Source organism: Pseudomonas sp. GD03842 (assembly GCF_029841165.1).
Taxonomy (GTDB): domain Bacteria; phylum Pseudomonadota; class Gammaproteobacteria; order Pseudomonadales; family Pseudomonadaceae; genus Aquipseudomonas.
Window position 1 is genome coordinate 143,284 of record NZ_JAOCEA010000011.1, and the last position, 18,126, is coordinate 161,409.

The window sequence follows — 18,126 nt, forward strand, 5'->3', positions numbered from 1 at the left end:
GTGACCCGTTGTCGAGCACGGTACCGTGCATTCATACCCGTCTGCTATCGAAGGTAATCTGTTTGTCCAGCTCTCCCCTGATCGCTGTCGTCGATGACGATGAAGCGGTCCGCGCCAGTATCGATAGCCTCGTTCGTTCGCTGGGTTTTCTCGTTTGCGTCTTTTCCTCGGCCGAAGCCTTTCTTGGCTCGGAGGATATAGGGCGGACCGATTGCCTGATCACGGATGTGCAGATGCCGAACATGAGCGGCGTGGAATTGCACGAACACCTCGCTGCGCAAGGCATACACATTCCGACCATCTTCATTACCGCCTTTGCGGAAGAATCGATTCGCCGGCGTGCGATGACCGGGAGTGCGATTTGTTTTCTTGCCAAACCTTTTCACACTCAAACATTGATTGATTGTCTTGAATCAACCTTGAGTTGAAGAATGTTTATCGCGTTGCAGCCGCGCACTGACTTGGTTCAGGCGTGGGCGATCAATAGGATCCCACTGCACGTGTTTATCGCATCGGCATTGTTGTTACGCTTCAGCGATACTTTCATGACTCATCCTTTAGTACCGGCACCTCGTGATGAGGCTACCCACTCTCGTCATCTACCCCCGCTCTAAACCCGACCTTGCCACTCCTTTTCGAAACATTTCGCTGTTTTTATTAAGCCAGGCGTGTGATTTCGCTGGCCGGTTGACGTCAACATTCCAGCGTTTCTTTATGTTGTTGAAGTTTGCTGTTTGAAGTCTTTATGAGCATAAATATTGCATAGGGTGCAGCTTGTTGCTGAATGAGTGAAGATTCGACTCACTTTCTCTGCTACTCGTTATCAATAGGTTTGGATTGAAAGCGCAGAGCGTACTGCCAAACAATTGATTGCACAGATTATCCGGGCACCGCCTGAAACTCTTTTGCCGTGAGATCGAAAGCAATGCCCACGATTCCCCTGCTGATTTGCGATGACTCCAACATGGCGCGCAAACAGCTCATGCGCGCCTTGCCCCCTGACTGGGGTGTGTCGGTTACAACCGCGACCAATGGGCACGAAGGCTTGGAGGCCATTCGGCTTGGGTTGGGGCAGGTGGTGTTACTGGACCTGACCATGCCGGACATGGATGGGTATCAGGCACTCGCAGCCATTCGCGAGGAAAACCTGCAGGCCAAGGTGATCGTGGTTTCCGGTGACGTTCAAGACGAAGCGGTGCGTCGGACGCGCGAGCTCGGTGCCTTGGCATTCCTGAAAAAGCCGGCAGACCCTCTCGAACTTCATCTCACGTTGCAACGGCTGGGCCTCATGGGCGAGCCGAGTGCGCCCAAGGTGCTGACACCGAAGGCCGAGCCGACCGCCATCAGCTTCCAGGACGCATTCCGTGAGACGGTCAACGTCGCCATGGGGCGGGCCGCTGCTCTCCTGGCGAGGGTACTGGGCGTGTTCGTGCAACTGCCGGTGCCCAACGTCAACATTCTGGAGGTGGGCGAGCTGCACATGGCCTTGGCCGATGCACAGGGCAGCGAGCGCCTGACCGCGGTATGCCAGGGCTACATCGGCGGTGGGATTGCAGGCGAGGCGTTGCTCCTGTTCCACGATTCCGAGATCGCCGACATGGCGCAGTTGATGAAGATCCGCGACGAGGATTACTCGGACATGGAAATGCTGCTGGACCTGTCGTCGATCCTCATCGGCGCGTGTCTCAGTGGTATCGCCGAGCAGATCGACATCGCATTCTCCCAAGGTCATCCTCAGGTACTCGGCGCCCACAGTGGTATCGAGGAACTGATCCGCATCAATCAGCAGCGCTGGAAGAAGACCCTCGCTGTCGAGATCAGCTACAGCCTGGAAGGGCACAACATTCATTTCGATTTGTTGATGTTGTTCACCGAGGACTCGGTAGAGCGGCTGTCAGGCAAACTCGCCTACCTGATGAGTTGATTCATGAACGATCGTATCGACATCAAAGAGCTGCACTGGCTGCTGACCATCACCCAAAGCATCGACGTCGGTGTGGTGGTGCTGGATCAGGAATACCGCGTACAGGTGTGGAACACCTTCATGGAAAACCGCTCGGGCGTGCTGCCGTATGAAGCGGCGAACCGTTCGTTCTTCGAGCTGTTTCCCGAGGTCCATCAGGAGTGGCTGAAAAAGAAGATCGACAGTGTGGTCACCCTCGGCACCCCGGCGTTCACGATCTGGGAACAGCGTCCTTACCTGGTGCGTTTCAAGAGCTACCAGCCGATCACCGGGCAACAGGACTTCATGTACCAGAACACCACGATGTTTCCGCTACGGGCCACCAGCGGTGAAGTGACGCACGTGTGCCTGGTCATCTATGACGTGACCGACGTGGCGACCAACCGGCTGCAACTGCAGGCCGCCAACCAGGAACTGCAGAAGCTGTCCAGCACCGATCGGTTGACGGGACTCTACAACCGCGGCCACTGGGAGGAGGCGCTGCGCCTGGAATATGCGCGGCACGTGCGGTACGGCACTTCGGCGGCCCTAGTGATGTTCGACATCGACCACTTCAAACGCGTCAACGACACCTTTGGTCATCAAGGCGGTGACAAGGTGATTCAGCGCGTGGCCGACGTGATCCGTGAGCACGTTCGCGATTCCGACATCGCCGGGCGATACGGGGGAGAGGAGTACGCCGTGTTGCTGCCGGACACCGACAAATACGGTGGCGGGATGTTCGCCGAGCGCCTGCGGGTGGCGGTCGAGGCTCAGGAAATCCAGCATGAAGGCGAAACCATCCGGATCACCATCAGCCTGGGTGTCGCCGACATGACCTCCCCACTCTCGGAGCACAAGACCCTCATCGAATGGGCGGATCAGGCGTTATACGCCTCCAAGAAAAATGGACGGAATCGGGTATCGCTGCACGGCGCTGCTTGAGGCCAGGGGCAACGCGACAAGCGCGCCTATGAAACTTCCGCAAAGTCGCTCAGGACGTCGTCCCTCAGGGCAATGAACCGCGCGTCACTGCGATTGCGCGGGCGGGGAAGGTCAATGTCGACGATACGCCGGATACGCCCGGGATGGGGTTGCATGACCACGACGCGATCGCCCAGATAAACCGCTTCGTCCACATCATGGGTGACATGGACCATCGTGATCCTTTCCTGCTGCCAGATGTTCTGCAGTTCCCGCTGGAGTCGCGTGCGCGTCAGCGCATCGAGCGCGCCGAAGGGTTCGTCGAGCAGCAGGACGCTCGGGCGATTGACCAGCCCGCGCGCAATGGCCACGCGTTGCGCCATGCCGCCGGAGATCTGGTGCGGGTAGGACGCCGTAAAGTCCTGAAGGCCGACCAAGTGAATGTGTTCCCGAACCGTGTCGCGCTTTTGCGCAGGGGACAGTGGCGCATTTTTCAGGCCCACGGCGACGTTCTGTTCAACGGTCAGCCAAGGGAACAGGCGGTGGTCCTGAAACACGATGCCACGCTCAAGCCCGGTGCCTTTGATCGGTTTATCGTCCAGCAGAATCCGCCCTTCGTTCGTTTCCTCCAGGCCCAGAATCAGCCGCAGCAACGTTGACTTGCCGCAGCCGCTGGCACCGACGATGGTGATGAATTCTCCCGGGGCGATGTCCAGTTGAATGTTGTCGAGCACGTGCAACTGAGTGTCCCCGCCCGCGTTGACGAAGCGTTTGCTGACGTGCTCCAGGCGCAGGCCATTGCCGTGCTGCGCAGGAAGAGAAAGCTGTGGGGTGGCCGTCATGGTAATTCCCTTGTGCAAAATCGTTAACGAGGTGTGATGCCATACAGCCGTTGCAGGCGTCGCTCCAGTCGGCGTGCCAGCACATTCAGCGCCCAGCCCACCAGCCCGATGATCACCATGCCGAACAGCACCAAGTCCATCATGAAATGTTCGCTGCCATCGATCAGTGTGTTACCGATCCCGTCGCCGGATACCAGCAGGTATTCCGCGCCGATGGTGGCCAGCCAGGAATACACCAGCGCCAGGTAGATGCCGGTGAAAATCGACGGCAATGCGGCGGGCAGCATGACGCCGACGATGGTTTGCCAACGGCTGAAGCCATACACCCTCGCCACCTCCAGAAAGGCATTGGGGACATTGCGCAAGCCGTCGCAGGTGTTCACCACCACGGGCACCAGCGCGGCCAGCGACAGAAAGACGACCTTCGCCACATCCCCCAAGCCGAACCACACCGAGATCAGTGGAATCCACGCAAAAAGGGATATCTGTTTGAAGGTGTTGAAGCTCGCGCCGACGAGCCGCTCGAAACGCCGCGAGATACCCAGCAGACAGCCAAGGATGAGACCAAGCACAGTGCCAATGAAAAAGCCGCTGAGGTTGCGCGCCAGGCTCGACGAGATGGCCCGCCAGAATTGCCCCGAGATCACTTGGTCCCAAGCGGTGAGGACAACCTTCTGCGGGGACACCAGCAGGCCCGAATCGCTCCAGCCCTGGCTTGCCGCGAGCCACCACACTGCGACGCCGACGACGGGCAGTACCCAGCCACGATAACGATGCGGGCGAGAGACCTGTATGAGTGTTGCGCTGGTCATATGAGCCTCCCCGACGTGATGGGTCGCCCTTTGTTGAGACGACGTTCCATGGCTTCGAAGCCGCGGTCGATCAGCAGCCCGACGGTTCCGACCACCACCACGGCCGCCATCACCAAATCCAGCTGGAACAACTGACGCCCATACGCGATCAGGTAACCCAGGCCTTCACTGGACGCGAGCAACTCGACCACCACCAGTGAGAGCCAGGCCTTGGTGAAACCGAGCCGCAGGCCTGTGAAGATCGGGGCCACCGCTGACGGTAAAACGATGTCGGTGACGATCTGACGCTGACTGAAACCGTAGGCGCGACCGACTTCCAGCAGGCGCTTGGGCACCTGATGGAAGGCTTGCAAGGTGCAGAGCGTGACAGGCACCAGCGCTGCGTGGGCGATGAGCACATATTTCAACGGTTCGCCGATGCCGAACAGCAGCAGCGCGAATGGCATCCAGCCCAGGACCGGGATTTGCACCAAGGCGTTGAACGTCGGCAGCACATAATCCTCGACCGTCTTCGACAGCCCCATGACCAAACCCAGAAGCACGCCAAGCCCCGAGCCGATCAGGAAGCCCACCAGCACCCGTTGCAGGCTGGCTGAAGCGTTCAGCCACAGGTCGCCAGTGGTCACCAGGTCGACCAGCGTCTGGTAGACATAAGCGGGCGGCGGCAGCACCTGCTCCGACAGCCAGCCCCTCTCGGCGCCCAGGTACCAAAGCCCGAGCAACGTGACCGGCAGCAGCCACGGCAAGGCGGCGTTCAACGCAGTGTACCGCCAAGGTGATCGAGGACCCTTTCGGACCGCGAGTCGTCGGGGCGCACGGGAGGGAAAGTTGGGCAGTCGCTCCACCGGCGCGAGCGCTTTGGTCGGGGGCTCTCGTCGATCAAGTGCGGTGGCGTTTGCTCTGGGCATGGCGTCAGCCTCCGTTATTGACGGCTTTGTCCGACGACGCCGTGGCGGTGGTACCGGTGGATTTGCCATCCGCGCCGTAGGCCGTCCAGTAATGCTGCAAGCCTTTGGACTTCAATGCGTTGTCCAGGTATTTGGTCTCGAACCAGCCATCGATGCTCACTGGGCGGCGAATCATCTTTTCATCCCGGGCTTGATCGGCCACCGCCTGGTAACGCGCGCGCAGGAAGTCATCCACAAGCGGCGAGGCACTGTCGCGCAGAGCGATGTGGCTGAAATCGGCCTTGAGCGAGGCAACCGGCTCGTTGGTTTTGGCCCATTCATTGAGCACAGCGTCCCGGTTGCTTTCCTCTGATTCCCACTTGGCGGCTTCCACCAGTGTATCGACGACTTTCTGCACGTTGGCGGAATGCTCTTTTTCGTATTCGCCACGAACCAACAGGGCGCACTGCCGGGTGTACCGGACATCGTTGGTCGGATTGTCGAAAATGATGTCGGCCAGCCCTTGGTCGCGCAGTTTGAACAGTTCGCGGCCGCCGAACGCGGCGTCCACACCCTTGGAAACCAGCGCCGCCTGGCTGCTGCCACTGTCGAGGTTGATCACTTTCAGGTCGCGCTCGGTCAGGCCGTGGTCCGCCAGCAAGTTGATCGAAACCAGATGCCCGTTGGTGCCCCGGAACACAGCGACTTTCTTGCCCTTGAGATCTTCGATGGTTTTGATATCGGAACCTTTCGGCACGGCCAGGTAAACGTTCGAGCGCACGCCAATGGCGGCCAGCAGCTTGGTGTCCAGGCCGTTGGCGCGGCCCACCACTTGCGGCAGGTCACCCTCGTAGGCGAAATCCAGCTGCTTGTTCGACAGCGCCTCGTTGACGGCAGGGCCAGCACCCTTGAAGAAGAACCACTGGATTTCGGTCCCCGTGCCCTCAAAGGCTTTTTCCAGTAATTGTTGATTGCGCACGATGCCCAGCGGTGAGCCACTGAAGGTCACGGGGTCGCCGCCGCCTGCGCTGGCCACGCCGATGCGCAGTACGTCGGCTTGAGCCAAGGGCATCATCAGCAGCGCCGCCAGTGCGGTAGCTACGCTTGTTTTGCTGAATACAGATGTTCGCTTGGCCTTTGCCATGACGGTGCTTCCTTGAACGAGGGGGTTAGGGAATCAGGCAGCCAAGTGTTTTTTATCGGCTTCTGTTCGTGGGGAGAGGGTTTCAGGTGTGGGCTTGATTGCCTGGCTGGAACGCCCATCGACGCCCACTGGAATGTCACCTGCAACGGTGGTGCGGCGTACGATGCGTTGCGCTTGGCCGTAATCGTTGATGGCGATGTGTTGGGTCGCCCGGTTATCCCAGATGGCGACATCCCCCTCGCTCCAGCGCCAGCGCACGGTATTGTCGATTTGGGTGATGCGATCGTGGAACAGGCGGATCAGTTGCTTGGAGTCGTTACTGCTGACGCCCAGGATGTGCTTCACGAAGTGGCCGAGAATCAGGCTGCGCTCGCCGGTTTCCGGGTGCACGCGCACCAATGGATGCTCGGTTTCGTACACCTGCGCGGTGAACTGCTCGCGGTAGCGCTTCAGGCCAGCCTCGCCGGTGTCCTTTGGCGCTGCGTAGTCGTAGAGGTTGGTGTGCAATGCACGCAGGCTGTCGGCCAGGGTTTTCAACGGGGCGGGAAGGTCAGCATAAGCAGCGGCGGTGTTGGCCCATACCGTGTCGCCGCCATAAGGCGGGATGACCACGCCGCGCAGGATGGAGATTTTCGGGTAATTGGCGACGAAGGTGACGTCGGTGTGCCAGGAATTGGCGCGGGTTTCCCGGGAGTCGAGGTTCAGGATGGCAGCACTTTGTTCGGCTGAGGGAACTGTCGGGTGAGGCACTTGCTCGCCGAAGCGGCGGGAGAAGTTTTCGTGCTGTTCGTCGGTGAGGAATTGATCGCGGAAAAACAGCACCTTGTGTTTCAGCAGTGCCTGGTGAATGAAGTCGAAGTCTTGCTCGGAAATGTCGCCGGAGAGTTTGATGCCGCTCAACTCGGCACCTATTTTCCCTGCCACGGGTTTGATCTGAATGGCCATGCCTGAACCCCTGTTTAGGTTGGTGTGGCTCAGATCATAAAGATATAAATCCGCTGAACGCTAATCACGATTTGTCATAAATATAGAAGAGGAGTTTATGCAGGAAATTTATGAAAATAACAAAATTACATAAGTTTATTCACAAATATATTTTGTACTTTTCAGCGGACTGGAGAGTGCTTGCGCGGGACAGATACCGTGATTGAGCTCGACCATTCCGGCATGTCTGGATCCGCCAAGTGTTGTTTAAAACGCCCCTTAGGCGAGCGCAATCCCCATCCTAGTGGCCCGTCACCCACCGAAATGGGGCTCCGCCATGCCTCCGACGCCAGGTCTCAGCGCAAATACACCGCCGGCCAGTGGCTGGTCGCTGATGTCCCCTCCCGGCCGGATGGACGTCACGAACAATGTGCTCAGATCGCGCCCCCCGAAGGCGCACATCGCGGGCTTTTTCACGGGCACGGACAATGAACGATCCAGTTTGCCGCCAGGGGTGAAGCGATGGATCAGGCCGGCGTCATTGCCGCAGATCCAGTAGCAGCCATCAGCGTCCACCGCAGCGCCGTCCGGGCGGCCCGGGTAGTGATTCATGTCCACGAACAGGCGGCGATTGTGAGGGGTGCCGCTATCGATGTCGTAATCGAACGCCCAAATGCGCTGCACGGAGGGGTGGGAGTCGGAGAGGTACATCACGCGCCCATCGGGGCTGAAGCCCAGTCCGTTGGGCACCAGCATGTCGCAGAGGGCAGGGCGAAGCGGCTCTGGCTGATCCTCGGTGTAGCGGTAGAGCGAGCCGACGGCGCTGGCCGCAGCCATGTCCATCGCCATGGTGCCCGCCCAGAATCTGCCTTGACGGTCACAACGTCCGTCGTTGAAGCGCATGTTTGCTTGCGGATGCGCAACGCGGGTCAAACAGTCTGACGCAAGCGTGCCATCGTCGTTGGGGTGAATGCGGTACAGCCCATCTTCCATGCCTGCCAGCCAACTGCCATCGCCTTGGCTCGCAATGCAGGCGAGCATGTTCGGGGCTGTCCAGGTGTCGGCGCGCCCATCGCTGATTCGCCAGCGGTGCAAACGCCCGGCAGGAATGTCGACCCAGTAAAGTGCCTGTTCCTGGACATGCCACACCGGGCTTTCACCTGTTGCGTTACGCGCGTCGAGAATCAGCTCAGCCTGCATGAGGGTTCATCCGTAGAGGAAAGAGTGCCTGCGGCACAGGCACTCAGTCGTCGCCAAACGGCCCCGCCGCAACGAATGCGCCCCCTTGGTACACCATTGCCGGATCATCGGCGGCAGGTGCAGGTTGCGCTTCGACCTTTGCGCGAAACTGTTCGGAGCTGTCTTTGGGCTGGTAATCCAGATGGCTGGCCAGGCGATTGTCCCACCACACTGTCCGATTGTTCGAAGCGCCATACACCACGGTATGCCCGACATTGGGCGTGAACAGGCCGCGTTCGATCAGTTGGGTGAGGTCGTCGTAACTCAACCAACTGCTGAGCATGCGACGGTTTTGCGCTTCAGGGAATGACGAGCCGATACGGATGCTGACGGTCTCGATGCCATACCGGTCGAAGTAGAAACTGGCCATGTCCTCGCCATACGACTTGGACAGCCCGTAATAGCTGTCGGGCCGCTTCACCGCAGCGGCGTCGAGTGTCTGATCCTGGCGATAGAAGCCGATGACATGGTTAGAGCTGGCGAAGATGACGCGCTTGACGCCATGACGTCTAGCGGCTTCGTAGATGTGGTAAACGCCGCAGATGTTCGGGCCGAGAATGTCCTCGAACGCGTGCTCCGTGGACACCCCTCCGAAATGAACGATGGCGTCGACGCCCTCTACGAGTTGATCGACCGCGTTTTTGTCGGCCAGGTCGCAGACCCTGACCTCCTCATGAGGGCCATCCGAAGGGGCCATCTCGGCAATGTCGGATAAGCGAAGGGTACGCGCGTAAGGGCGCAGGCTCTCGCGCAGTACCTTACCGAGCCCGCCTGCCGCACCGGTCAGCAGAATGCAGTTGAAAGGGGAATGGGCGACGGATTCAGTCATGTAAGGGGCCCTGATATTGACGTTCTTGTAAGGGTGTTATCGGTTGTCGTATGACATGGGCTGGATTATCGGCAGCGGTTACGAAATTTGTCAACGCAGATGGCTACAGCCAGGGCCCGCCCCGAAACCCGGCAACTATCGAAGGAGATACCTCCTTGCCCGAGTCAACCGATATGTGGTCAGGGACGGCCTGTTGCGAACCCTAATATTCTCTGCTAATTTCAAAAATGTTAACGATGACATTTCCGCTTTAACAATAAAAACAACGGGATTTTTCGCTATGACAACTCGCCTCAGAAAAGGCTTTTCCTCTGTTTTGTGTTCTCTCGCCGTAGCCGTCGCGTGCGCCGGGTCTTTCTCCGTGCACGCCGCTGACGCCAAGACCGGGCCGCTGAAGATCGGTGCGTCGTTCCAAGAGATCAACAACCCCTATTTCGTCACCATGAAAAACGCCCTGCAGGACGCGACCGGCAGCATTGGTGCGACGCTGCTGGTCACCGACGCGCGGCATGACGTTTCCAAACAGATCAGCGATATCGAAGACATGCTGCAGAAGGGCATCGATATCCTGATCATCAACCCCACCGACTCGGTTGGCGTGCAGTCCGCCGTCAAGCAGGCCCACGACAAGGGCGTGGTCGTCGTGGCGGTCGACGCTCAGGCCGACGGCCCGCTGGACTCCTTCGTGGGGTCCAAGAACTATGATGCGGGCGTCGAGGCCTGTGAGTACCTGGCCAAGAACATCGGTGGCAAAGGCGACGTTGCGATCCTCGACGGTATTGCCGTGGTGCCGATCCTGGAGCGTGTCCGCGGTTGCAAGGACGCACTGGCCAAGCATCCCGACATCAAGATTGTCAGCATTCAGAACGGCAAACAGGAACGCGACCAGGCCCTCAGCGTGACCGAAAACATGCTGCAGGCGCAGCCAAACCTCAAGGGGCTGTTCAGCGTCAACGACAACGGTTCGCTTGGTGCGTTGGCCGCCATCGAATCCAGCGGCATGGACGTGAAGCTGACCAGCGTCGATGGCTCGCCTGAGGCGGTGAAGGAAATCCAGAAGCCGAACAGCAAGTTCATCGCCACCTCCGCCCAGTACCCACGCGATCAGGTGCGTCTGGCCCTTGGCGTGGCGTTGGCCAAAAAATGGGGCGCGCAAGTCCCGGCGACCCTTCCGGTCAACATCCTGCTGGTGGATCAGGCCAAGGCCAAAACCTTTTCCTGGTAAACGAAACGTCGCTGCTCGTCCGGTAAGGCGAGCGGTGCGGCTTCAGCCGAGCTGCGGTCTGACGAGGTGCCCATGAGCTGCCTTCTGCAACTGGAAAACATCTGTAAAAGCTACCCTGGCGTGCATGCGCTCAAGTCGATCAATCTGCAGGTCGAGCGCGGCGAGATCCACGCGCTGTTGGGCGAGAACGGCGCGGGCAAATCCACCCTGATGAAGATCCTCGCCGGTGTCGAACATCAGGACAAAGGCAGCATTCTCATCGATGGGGCCGAGCAGCATTTCGCAACGTACAACGAAGCCATCGCGGCCGGGATCGGCATCGTGTTCCAGGAGTTCAGCCTGATCCCTTACCTCACGGCCGTAGAGAACATCTTTCTTGGCCATGAGTGGGTCAATGGGCTGGGCTTGTTGCGCAAAAAGGACATGCGCGAAAAAGCCATCGCGCTGTTCGATCGGCTGGGGGTGAAGATCAACCTCGACTGTTCCGTTGAGCACCTGAGCGTCGCCGAGCAGCAATTCGTCGAAATCGCCAAGGCCCTTGCCCTGGATGCGCGCTTGCTGATTCTCGATGAGCCGACCGCCACGCTGACACCGTCCGAAGCCGATCTGCTGTTCGACATCATGCGTGAGCTGAAAAGCCAAGGTGTGGCGGTGATCTTCATTTCGCACCATCTGGAGGAAATCTTCCAAGTGTGCGACCGCATCAGCGTGCTACGTGACGGTGCCAACGTCGGGGCGTTGACCGTGGCCGACAGCGACATCGACACGCTGGTGGAGATGATGGTCGGGCGACGCCTCGAGGCCAGTTTCCCACCCAAGCCCAATAAGCCGCTGGGCGATGTGGTGCTGCAAGTCCGTGACATTCAACTGACGCGTAATGGCCCGCACAACCGCTTTGATTTGCACAAGGGCGAAATTCTCGGGTTTGCCGGCCTGGTCGGCTCAGGCCGGACGGAATTGGCCCTCGGGGTGATTGGCGCCTTGCCGGTTGTCACCAAGGACGTGGTGTTGCGTGGCCAGCCGGTCAACCTCAGCGACCCTGCGCATTCGCTCGCCAATGGCATCGGCCTGTTGCCGGAAAGCCGCAAGAGCGAAGGGTTGATCGTCGATTTCAGTATTCGCGAGAACATCTCGCTGAACAACCTGGGCAAATACGAAGGCGCTGCGCACCTGCTCGACCGGAACAAGGAAGACGCCACCACGGCGGCGCTGATGAAGCAGCTGTCGATCAAGGCGCCGACCTGTGAAAGCCGCGTCATCAACCTCAGCGGTGGCAATCAGCAGAAGGTGGTGATCGCGCGCTGGATCAATCACCACTGCGACATTCTGATCTTCGACGAACCGACCCGTGGCATCGACGTCGGCGCCAAGGCGGAGATTTACAACCTGATGCGCAAACTCACCGAACAAGGCTTCGCGATCATCATGATCTCCTCGGAGTTGCCGGAAATCATCGGCATGTGCGATCGCGTGGCGGTGTTCAACAAAGGCGCCATCGTCAACGTGCTGGAGTCATCGGCCATCAACCCGCAAGAAGTGATGCGCCATGCCACCGGGAGTCTGAACAGTGAACACGTCCATTAAATCCATGACCGCACAAACCGATCGCCCCAAGGCCAGCGCGAAATTCAATGTCGCCCAGTTGCTTCGCTCACCGGCGTTTTACCCCTTCGTCGGGCTGGTGGTGGTGACGATCTTCATGATCTTCGCCAGCGACAAATTCCTCACCGGCGCGAATCTGGAAAACATTGCCCGGCAGGTTTCGATCAACGCGATCATCGCCGTGGGCATGACGTGTGTGATTCTCACGGGCGGTATCGACCTGTCGGTGGGGCCGGTGATGGCCTTGTCCGGCACCTTGACCACCGGCCTGATGGTGGCGGGCGTACCGGCGCCGATCGCGATACTCATCGGGTTGCTCATCGGCGTAGGGTTCGGTGTGGGGAACGGGGTATTCGTCGCCTACCTGAAAATGCCCCCGATCATTGTCACCCTGGCCACCATGGGCATCGCTCGCGGCCTGGGCCTGATGTACACCGATGGCTATCCGATTTCCGGCATGCCGGACTGGTTCGCCTGGTTCGGTCGCGGCACGTTGTTCGGCATTCAGGTGCCGATCCTGATCATGCTGCTGACCTATCTCTTCGCCTGGGTGCTGCTTCAACACACCCGTATCGGGCGCTACGTCTACGCCATTGGCGGCAATGAAGAGGCGGTGCGCCTTTCAGGGGTGCGTGCGTCGCGTTTCAAGTTGCTGGTCTACTCGATCAGCGGCCTCACTGCCGCGATTGCCGGGCTGGTGCTGTCCTCGCGGTTGATGAGTGGCCAGCCCAACGCCGGGGTTGGCTTCGAGCTGGACGCTATCGCCGCGGTGGTGCTCGGTGGCGCGTCCATCGCCGGTGGGCGCGGCGTGATCATCGGCACGCTTGTGGGAGCCATGTTGCTGGGCGTGCTCAACAACGGCCTGAACATGCTGGGCGTGTCGCCCTACGTACAGAGCGTCATCAAGGGCGGAATCATCCTGCTGGCGATTTTCATCAGTCGGCAGCGGCACAAATAGATGAAACAACAACGTATGTAGGAGCGCGCTTGCCCGCGATGAATGATAACGCGGTGATTCGGATAATCATTCGTGTCCATTTCGCGGGCAAGCGCGCTCCTACGGGTTATCAAACATCCTCAACAGGTGAACCGACATGGAACAAAACACAACGAACACCATGCAAGCTGTCGTCTGCCACGCGCCGAAAGACTACCGTCTGGAGCGCATCGGCAAGCCGGTGGCCCGTGCAAATGAACTGGTGATTCGCATCGGCGCGTGTGGCATCTGTGCCAGCGACTGCAAATGTCACTCCGGCGCGGCCATGTTCTGGGGCGGCGAAAGCCCCTGGGTCAAGGCACCGGTGGTGCCGGGCCACGAATTCTTCGGTTATGTGGACTCCATCGGCGAGGGCGCCGAAGAGCACTTCGGCGTAAAGGTCGGCGACAAGGTGATCGCCGAGCAGATCGTCCCCTGCGAAAAGTGCAAATTCTGCAAGTCCGGGAAGTACTGGATGTGTGAGGTGCACAACATCTTCGGTTTCCAGAAGGACGTCGCCGAAGGCGGGATGGCTCAGTACATGCGTATTCCGAAAACTGCCATCGTGCACAAGATCCCGGAATCCGTGTCGCTGGAGGACTCGGCGCTGATCGAGCCCATGGCCTGCTCGATTCACACGGTCAACCGCGGCGACGTGCAACTCGACGATGTGCTGGTGATCGCTGGTGCAGGGACGCTGGGCCTGTGCATGGTGCAGGTAGCCGCCCTCAAAACGCCGAAAAAGCTTGTGGTCATCGACATGGTCGATGAGCGTCTTGAACTGGCGAAGAAGTTCGGCGCTGACGTGGTGATCAACCCTAGCCGTGACAACGCCAAAGAAATCATCAACGGCCTCACCGACGGTTATGGCTGCGACGTCTACATCGAAACCACCGGGGTGCCGGTGGGCGTGACACAGGGCCTGGACTTGATTCGCAAGTTGGGCCGTTTCGTCGAGTTCAGCGTGTTCGGTGCCGAAACCAGCGCCGACTGGTCCATCATCGGCGACCGCAAGGAGCTGGATGTGCGCGGCGCTCACCTGGGGCCGTATTGCTATCCGATCGCTATCGACCTGTTCGAGCGCGGCTTGGTGACCTCCAAGGGTATCGTCACCCATGACTTTGGCCTGGATGACTTCGCCGAAGCGTTCGAGCTGGCGAATTCGACTCGGTCGATCAAGGTGCTGCTCAAGCCGGTCACTGGGGCCTGACGGACAGCCCGGCGCCTGTGGCTGATCCCCTAACAAGAGAGCGGGTGAAGATGGAATACGTCATCGGGGTCGACATCGGCACCCAGAGCACCAAGGCATTGCTGGTCGATGCCGAGGGGCGAATCGTCGCGCAGCACAGCCACGCGTATAAGGTCGATACGCCCAAGCCGCGTTGGGCCGAGCAGTGGCCGCAAGTCTGGCTCGATGCGGTGGAGGTGTGCGTCGCGGCTTGCATGGCTAAAAGCCAGGTGCCGAAGGACCGTGTCAAATCGCTCTGTGTCAGCAGCCTGTACGGCGGTTCCGGCATTGCGGTGGATGCGCAGATCACGCCGCTCTACCCCTGCCTGATCTGGATGGATCGGCGCGCCGAAGCGCAGGTGGAGTGGGTTCGGGCTCACGTGGATCTTGAGCGCCTGTACGCGATTACCGGGAACGGGGTGGACAGTTATTACGGCTTCACCAAGATGCTCTGGCTCAAGGAACAACAGCCGAACGTTTGGGCGGATACCCGCTACCTATTGCCACCCAACAGCTACATCAACTATTGCCTCACCGGTGAGTTGGCGGTGGACCACAGTTCGGCGGGCAATATCGGCGGTGTCTACGATATCGAGGCCAGGCGTTGGTCGGTCGAGATGCTGGATGCGCTGGGCATTCCCCGGGCGATGATGCCCGAGCGCCTGGTGCATTCCGGTGATGTCGTCGCTGGCTTGCTGCCGGAATGGGCCGAGCGCCTTGGACTGAAGGCCGGAACCCCTTTGCTCGGCGGTGGGGTCGATGCGGCCATGGCGACCTTCGCCGCAGGTGTCACAGAGGCGGGTAACCATGTCGCAATGATCGGCACCAGCATGTGTTGGGGCTACCTCAATCAGCAGGTCGATGCGCGTCACGGGCTGGTGAGTTTTCCCCACGTCTTCAATGGCGCGAGCGATCTTTACATTTTTGGCGGTGCAATCACCGCCGGGGCGTCCGTCAGTTGGTTTCGCGAGCAGTTCTGCCAGGCTGAAGAAAACCAAAGCCGCGAGACGGGCGAAGACAGCCACGCCATTCTGGAACGTGCCGCCACGAAGATTCCGGCGGGCAGCGACGGGGTGTTGTTCCAGCCATACCTGATGGGTGAACGCAGTCCGGTCTGGGACGCGAAAGCCAGTGGCAGTTTTGTCGGCCTCAACCTGTATCACACCCGGACTCATCTCTACCGTGCGGTGCTCGAAGGCGTCACCTACGCGCTGCGCCACAACATCGAAGCGGGCACCAAAGGCGCGCGGTCGCTGGATCCCCGTTTGATCGTCGTCGGCGGCGCGAGTCACTCGGACCTGTGGATGCAGATCATCGCCGACGTTACCCAATTTCCCGTGTACACCATCGTTCAGGAGGTCGAGGCAGCACTCGGTGCGGCGCTTCTCGCGGCCCACGCGGTAGGGCTGGTCGACGAAGCCCAAGTGCACAAAGGCTGGGTGCAACTGGAGCGCCGAGCCGAACCTCGAGCCGACAACGTTGCCGTCTACTCGCGGTTGTTCGCCGATTACGTGGCGCTTTACCCGGCGCTCAAACCCATCATGCATCGTCTGCAGGGAGCGTGAATGTGAGTAACGTCCGTTTTGACTTCAGCGGCCAGCGGTTGCTGGTCACCGGCGCCAGCAGTGGCATCGGCTGGGAGGTCGTTCAGCAGTTGTTGGCCGGCGGCGCGGAGGTGTACGGGATGGGCCGTGACCCGGCCGCCTTGCAGAAACTGGAAGGGCAGGGTTGCCGTGTCCTGCGGGTGGACATGGCGGATGAGGCGCAACTGAGCGCTTCGCTCGATGATCTGCCCACGATGCACGGGTTGGTCAATTGCGCCGGCATTTCCATTCTGGAAGCTGCCACCGAGGTCAGCGCACTGGCGTTCGACCAGGTCATGGCGGTCAACGTCCGTGCCTCGGCGCTGGTTGCCGCGCAGGTGGCGAAAGCCATGATCAGGGACGGGGTGAAAGGCAGCATCGTCAACGTTTCGAGTCAGGCCTCTCTGGTGGCACTGGACGACCATCTGAGCTACTGCGCGTCGAAAGGCGCGATGGATGCCATGACACGCGTGCAATGCGGCGAGTGGGGCCGGTACGGGATCCGTGTCAACAGCGTCAATCCCACGGTTACCCTCACCCCCATGGCGCAGATGGCCTGGAGCGAGCCGAGCAAGCGCGACCCGGCGCTGGCGGCCATTCCATTGGGCCGTTTCGCTGAAACAGCGGAAGTGGCGGCACCGATTCTGTTTCTGCTGAGCGAGGCGGCCTCGATGATCAGTGGGGTCACGCTGCCCATCGATGGGGGTTACACCAGTCGATAACCCTGTGGAGCTGCCTCTCAAACCCGGGAGGGGCCATAACCTCTGTGGGGCAGATCAGCAGGCGGGCATGATCGTGCCCTCGTTGACTCCGCGGTGACCTCACCCGACCGTGCCGTTCTCCAACTCCCCTGCGATCACCACCTTCGCCTTGGGCAAGTAGCGATCCTGAATACGCTCGAGCAATAACGTGACTGCACTGCTTCCCGCCCGGGAGGCATCGTGGGCGATACATGCGATGGGGATGCCGAAAATATCCGCGAAGGGCAGGCGATCGATACCGCAGATGGGCAGGCTGTCGTGGGCGATGCCGCGGTCTCGCAATGCCCGCATCGCACCGAGTGTGATCAACTGGTTGAAGCCAAAGATCGCGTCCGGTGCGGTGTTGTCGCGCAGGTAGTCCAGTGTGCTCTGGTAAGAGGGTTCGAGGGTGTAATCCCCGACTCGAATGTCCAACTGCACCGCTTTGCCACTTTCGGCCAGCGCCGCTTTCACGCCTTTGAGGCGCTCTTCGGAAATCCGTGAGTGGGCCGGCCCCGTCAGCACCAGCAGTCGACGCATGTCTGGACTTTGCGCCAGCAGATAGCGGGCACCCTTGAGCCCGCTGTGATAGTTGTCGAGCACCACGTGACTGAAGGGGCTGCCATGCAGCGCGCGGTCGAGTTGCACGACGGGCACGTCGCCGTTGCTCAAGCGATGAAGGTAATTGGGCTGGTATTCCGGTTCGTCCGAGACCGGCGACAACACGATGCCCGCCACGCGATAGCTGAGCAGGGTGTCGACTGCCTTGCGCTCCAACTCCTCGGAGCCATCGGTGTCCACCAGCATGATGGTGTAGCCGTGCTTCTTCGCCTCACGGGAGATGGCTTTGATCATTTCGCTGTAGAACGGGTTATCCACCGACGCGGTAATCACACCGATGATCAGACTTTCGCTGCGCTTCAGGCTGCGGGCGAAAGCGTTGGGCACATAGTCCAACTCCTGCGCCACTTCCAGAATCCGCGCCAGGGTTGCAGGCTTGACCAAGTCAGGTTTGTTGAGTGCACGAGACACTGTGACCGGCGTCATGTTGACTCGCCGTGCAATGTCGGAAATGGTGACGGGCGTCTTTTTACTCATGAATTCCGGGCGCCTTGGAACGAGACGTCATCGGCAGGGCCGCATGGACGCTTAAAGGGCTAAGGCTAGCACGATGACAGGTTGAACGGCTCAGTAGAACGCTGCAAATGTTAACGTTTTCATTGTCGGTT

General features: G+C 59.8%; 17 protein-coding genes. 9 read left to right on the top strand and 8 right to left on the bottom strand.

Going from position 1 to position 18,126, the window contains the following annotated elements; genetic code table 11:
* Nucleotides 1-62: 62 nt before the first annotated feature.
* The 3 genes from N5D61_RS16915 to N5D61_RS16925 all read left to right on the top strand — a co-directional run bounded on the left by N5D61_RS16915 (nucleotide 63) and on the right by N5D61_RS16925 (nucleotide 2,887).
* Complete coding sequence (locus tag N5D61_RS16915) at nucleotides 63-428, top strand: response regulator (RefSeq protein ID WP_108237954.1); 366 nt, start codon at nucleotides 63-65, stop codon at nucleotides 426-428.
* A 497-nt stretch (nucleotides 429-925) separates the two neighbouring features.
* On the top strand, nucleotides 926-1,924 hold the full coding sequence (locus N5D61_RS16920; protein WP_279893606.1) for a response regulator: 999 nt from the start codon (nucleotides 926-928) through the stop codon (nucleotides 1,922-1,924).
* Between the two features lie 3 nt (nucleotides 1,925-1,927).
* Nucleotides 1,928-2,887 carry a sensor domain-containing diguanylate cyclase gene (locus N5D61_RS16925; RefSeq protein WP_108237956.1) on the top strand — a complete coding sequence of 320 codons (960 nt, stop codon included), beginning with the start codon at nucleotides 1,928-1,930 and terminating at the stop codon, nucleotides 2,885-2,887.
* Between the two features lie 26 nt (nucleotides 2,888-2,913).
* Here N5D61_RS16925 and N5D61_RS16930 read toward each other — a convergent pair whose 3' ends face one another.
* From N5D61_RS16930 to N5D61_RS16960, 7 genes are all read right to left on the bottom strand, one after another.
* Nucleotides 2,914-3,708: an ABC transporter ATP-binding protein gene (locus tag N5D61_RS16930; RefSeq protein WP_279893607.1), complete on the bottom strand. Its 795-nt coding sequence runs from the start codon at nucleotides 3,706-3,708 to the stop codon at nucleotides 2,914-2,916.
* 23 nt (nucleotides 3,709-3,731) lie between these two features.
* On the bottom strand, nucleotides 3,732-4,520 hold the full coding sequence (locus N5D61_RS16935) for an ABC transporter permease (protein WP_279893608.1): 789 nt from the start codon (nucleotides 4,518-4,520) through the stop codon (nucleotides 3,732-3,734).
* Nucleotides 4,517-5,278 (bottom strand): ABC transporter permease, encoded by a 762-nt coding sequence (locus N5D61_RS16940; protein ID WP_279893609.1) that lies wholly within the window; start codon nucleotides 5,276-5,278, stop codon nucleotides 4,517-4,519. The genes N5D61_RS16935 and N5D61_RS16940 overlap by 4 nt, the downstream gene beginning before the upstream one ends.
* Before the next feature lie 154 nt (nucleotides 5,279-5,432).
* Nucleotides 5,433-6,551, bottom strand: coding sequence for an ABC transporter substrate-binding protein (locus tag N5D61_RS16945; RefSeq protein ID WP_279893610.1), 1,119 nt, complete (start codon nucleotides 6,549-6,551; stop codon nucleotides 5,433-5,435).
* A gap of 33 nt (nucleotides 6,552-6,584) precedes the next feature.
* On the bottom strand, nucleotides 6,585-7,496 hold the full coding sequence (locus N5D61_RS16950; protein WP_279893611.1) for a TauD/TfdA family dioxygenase: 912 nt from the start codon (nucleotides 7,494-7,496) through the stop codon (nucleotides 6,585-6,587).
* Nucleotides 7,497-7,787: 291 nt separating this feature from the next.
* On the bottom strand, nucleotides 7,788-8,675 hold the full coding sequence (locus N5D61_RS16955; protein WP_279893612.1) for an SMP-30/gluconolactonase/LRE family protein: 888 nt from the start codon (nucleotides 8,673-8,675) through the stop codon (nucleotides 7,788-7,790).
* A 43-nt stretch (nucleotides 8,676-8,718) separates the two neighbouring features.
* Nucleotides 8,719-9,543, bottom strand: a complete 825-nt coding sequence (locus N5D61_RS16960; RefSeq protein ID WP_108237963.1) for an NAD(P)-dependent oxidoreductase — start codon at nucleotides 9,541-9,543, stop codon at nucleotides 8,719-8,721.
* A 280-nt stretch (nucleotides 9,544-9,823) separates the two neighbouring features.
* On the opposite strand from N5D61_RS16960, the gene N5D61_RS16965 reads away from it, so the two are divergent.
* The 6 genes from N5D61_RS16965 to N5D61_RS16990 all read left to right on the top strand — a co-directional run bounded on the left by N5D61_RS16965 (nucleotide 9,824) and on the right by N5D61_RS16990 (nucleotide 16,879).
* The gene (locus N5D61_RS16965) at nucleotides 9,824-10,768 is read left to right on the top strand and encodes a substrate-binding domain-containing protein (RefSeq protein WP_108237964.1); all 945 of its coding nucleotides are present in this window, start codon (nucleotides 9,824-9,826) and stop codon (nucleotides 10,766-10,768) included.
* A 72-nt stretch (nucleotides 10,769-10,840) separates the two neighbouring features.
* Complete coding sequence (locus N5D61_RS16970) at nucleotides 10,841-12,352, top strand: sugar ABC transporter ATP-binding protein (protein WP_108237965.1); 1,512 nt, start codon at nucleotides 10,841-10,843, stop codon at nucleotides 12,350-12,352.
* A 4-nt stretch (nucleotides 12,353-12,356) separates the two neighbouring features.
* Nucleotides 12,357-13,328: a ribose ABC transporter permease gene (locus N5D61_RS16975; RefSeq protein ID WP_108237966.1), complete on the top strand. Its 972-nt coding sequence runs from the start codon at nucleotides 12,357-12,359 to the stop codon at nucleotides 13,326-13,328.
* A 136-nt stretch (nucleotides 13,329-13,464) separates the two neighbouring features.
* Nucleotides 13,465-14,556 (top strand): alcohol dehydrogenase catalytic domain-containing protein, encoded by a 1,092-nt coding sequence (locus N5D61_RS16980; protein ID WP_108237967.1) that lies wholly within the window; start codon nucleotides 13,465-13,467, stop codon nucleotides 14,554-14,556.
* A 50-nt stretch (nucleotides 14,557-14,606) separates the two neighbouring features.
* Nucleotides 14,607-16,139 carry an FGGY-family carbohydrate kinase gene (locus tag N5D61_RS16985; RefSeq protein ID WP_279893649.1) on the top strand — a complete coding sequence of 511 codons (1,533 nt, stop codon included), beginning with the start codon at nucleotides 14,607-14,609 and terminating at the stop codon, nucleotides 16,137-16,139.
* Nucleotides 16,140-16,141: 2 nt separating this feature from the next.
* Nucleotides 16,142-16,879, top strand: a complete 738-nt coding sequence (locus tag N5D61_RS16990) for an SDR family oxidoreductase (protein ID WP_279893613.1) — start codon at nucleotides 16,142-16,144, stop codon at nucleotides 16,877-16,879.
* A gap of 99 nt (nucleotides 16,880-16,978) precedes the next feature.
* On the opposite strand, the gene N5D61_RS16995 is transcribed toward N5D61_RS16990, so the two are convergent.
* The gene (locus N5D61_RS16995; protein ID WP_108237970.1) at nucleotides 16,979-17,995 is read right to left on the bottom strand and encodes a LacI family DNA-binding transcriptional regulator; all 1,017 of its coding nucleotides are present in this window, start codon (nucleotides 17,993-17,995) and stop codon (nucleotides 16,979-16,981) included.
* Between the last annotated feature and the right edge of the window lie 131 nt (nucleotides 17,996-18,126).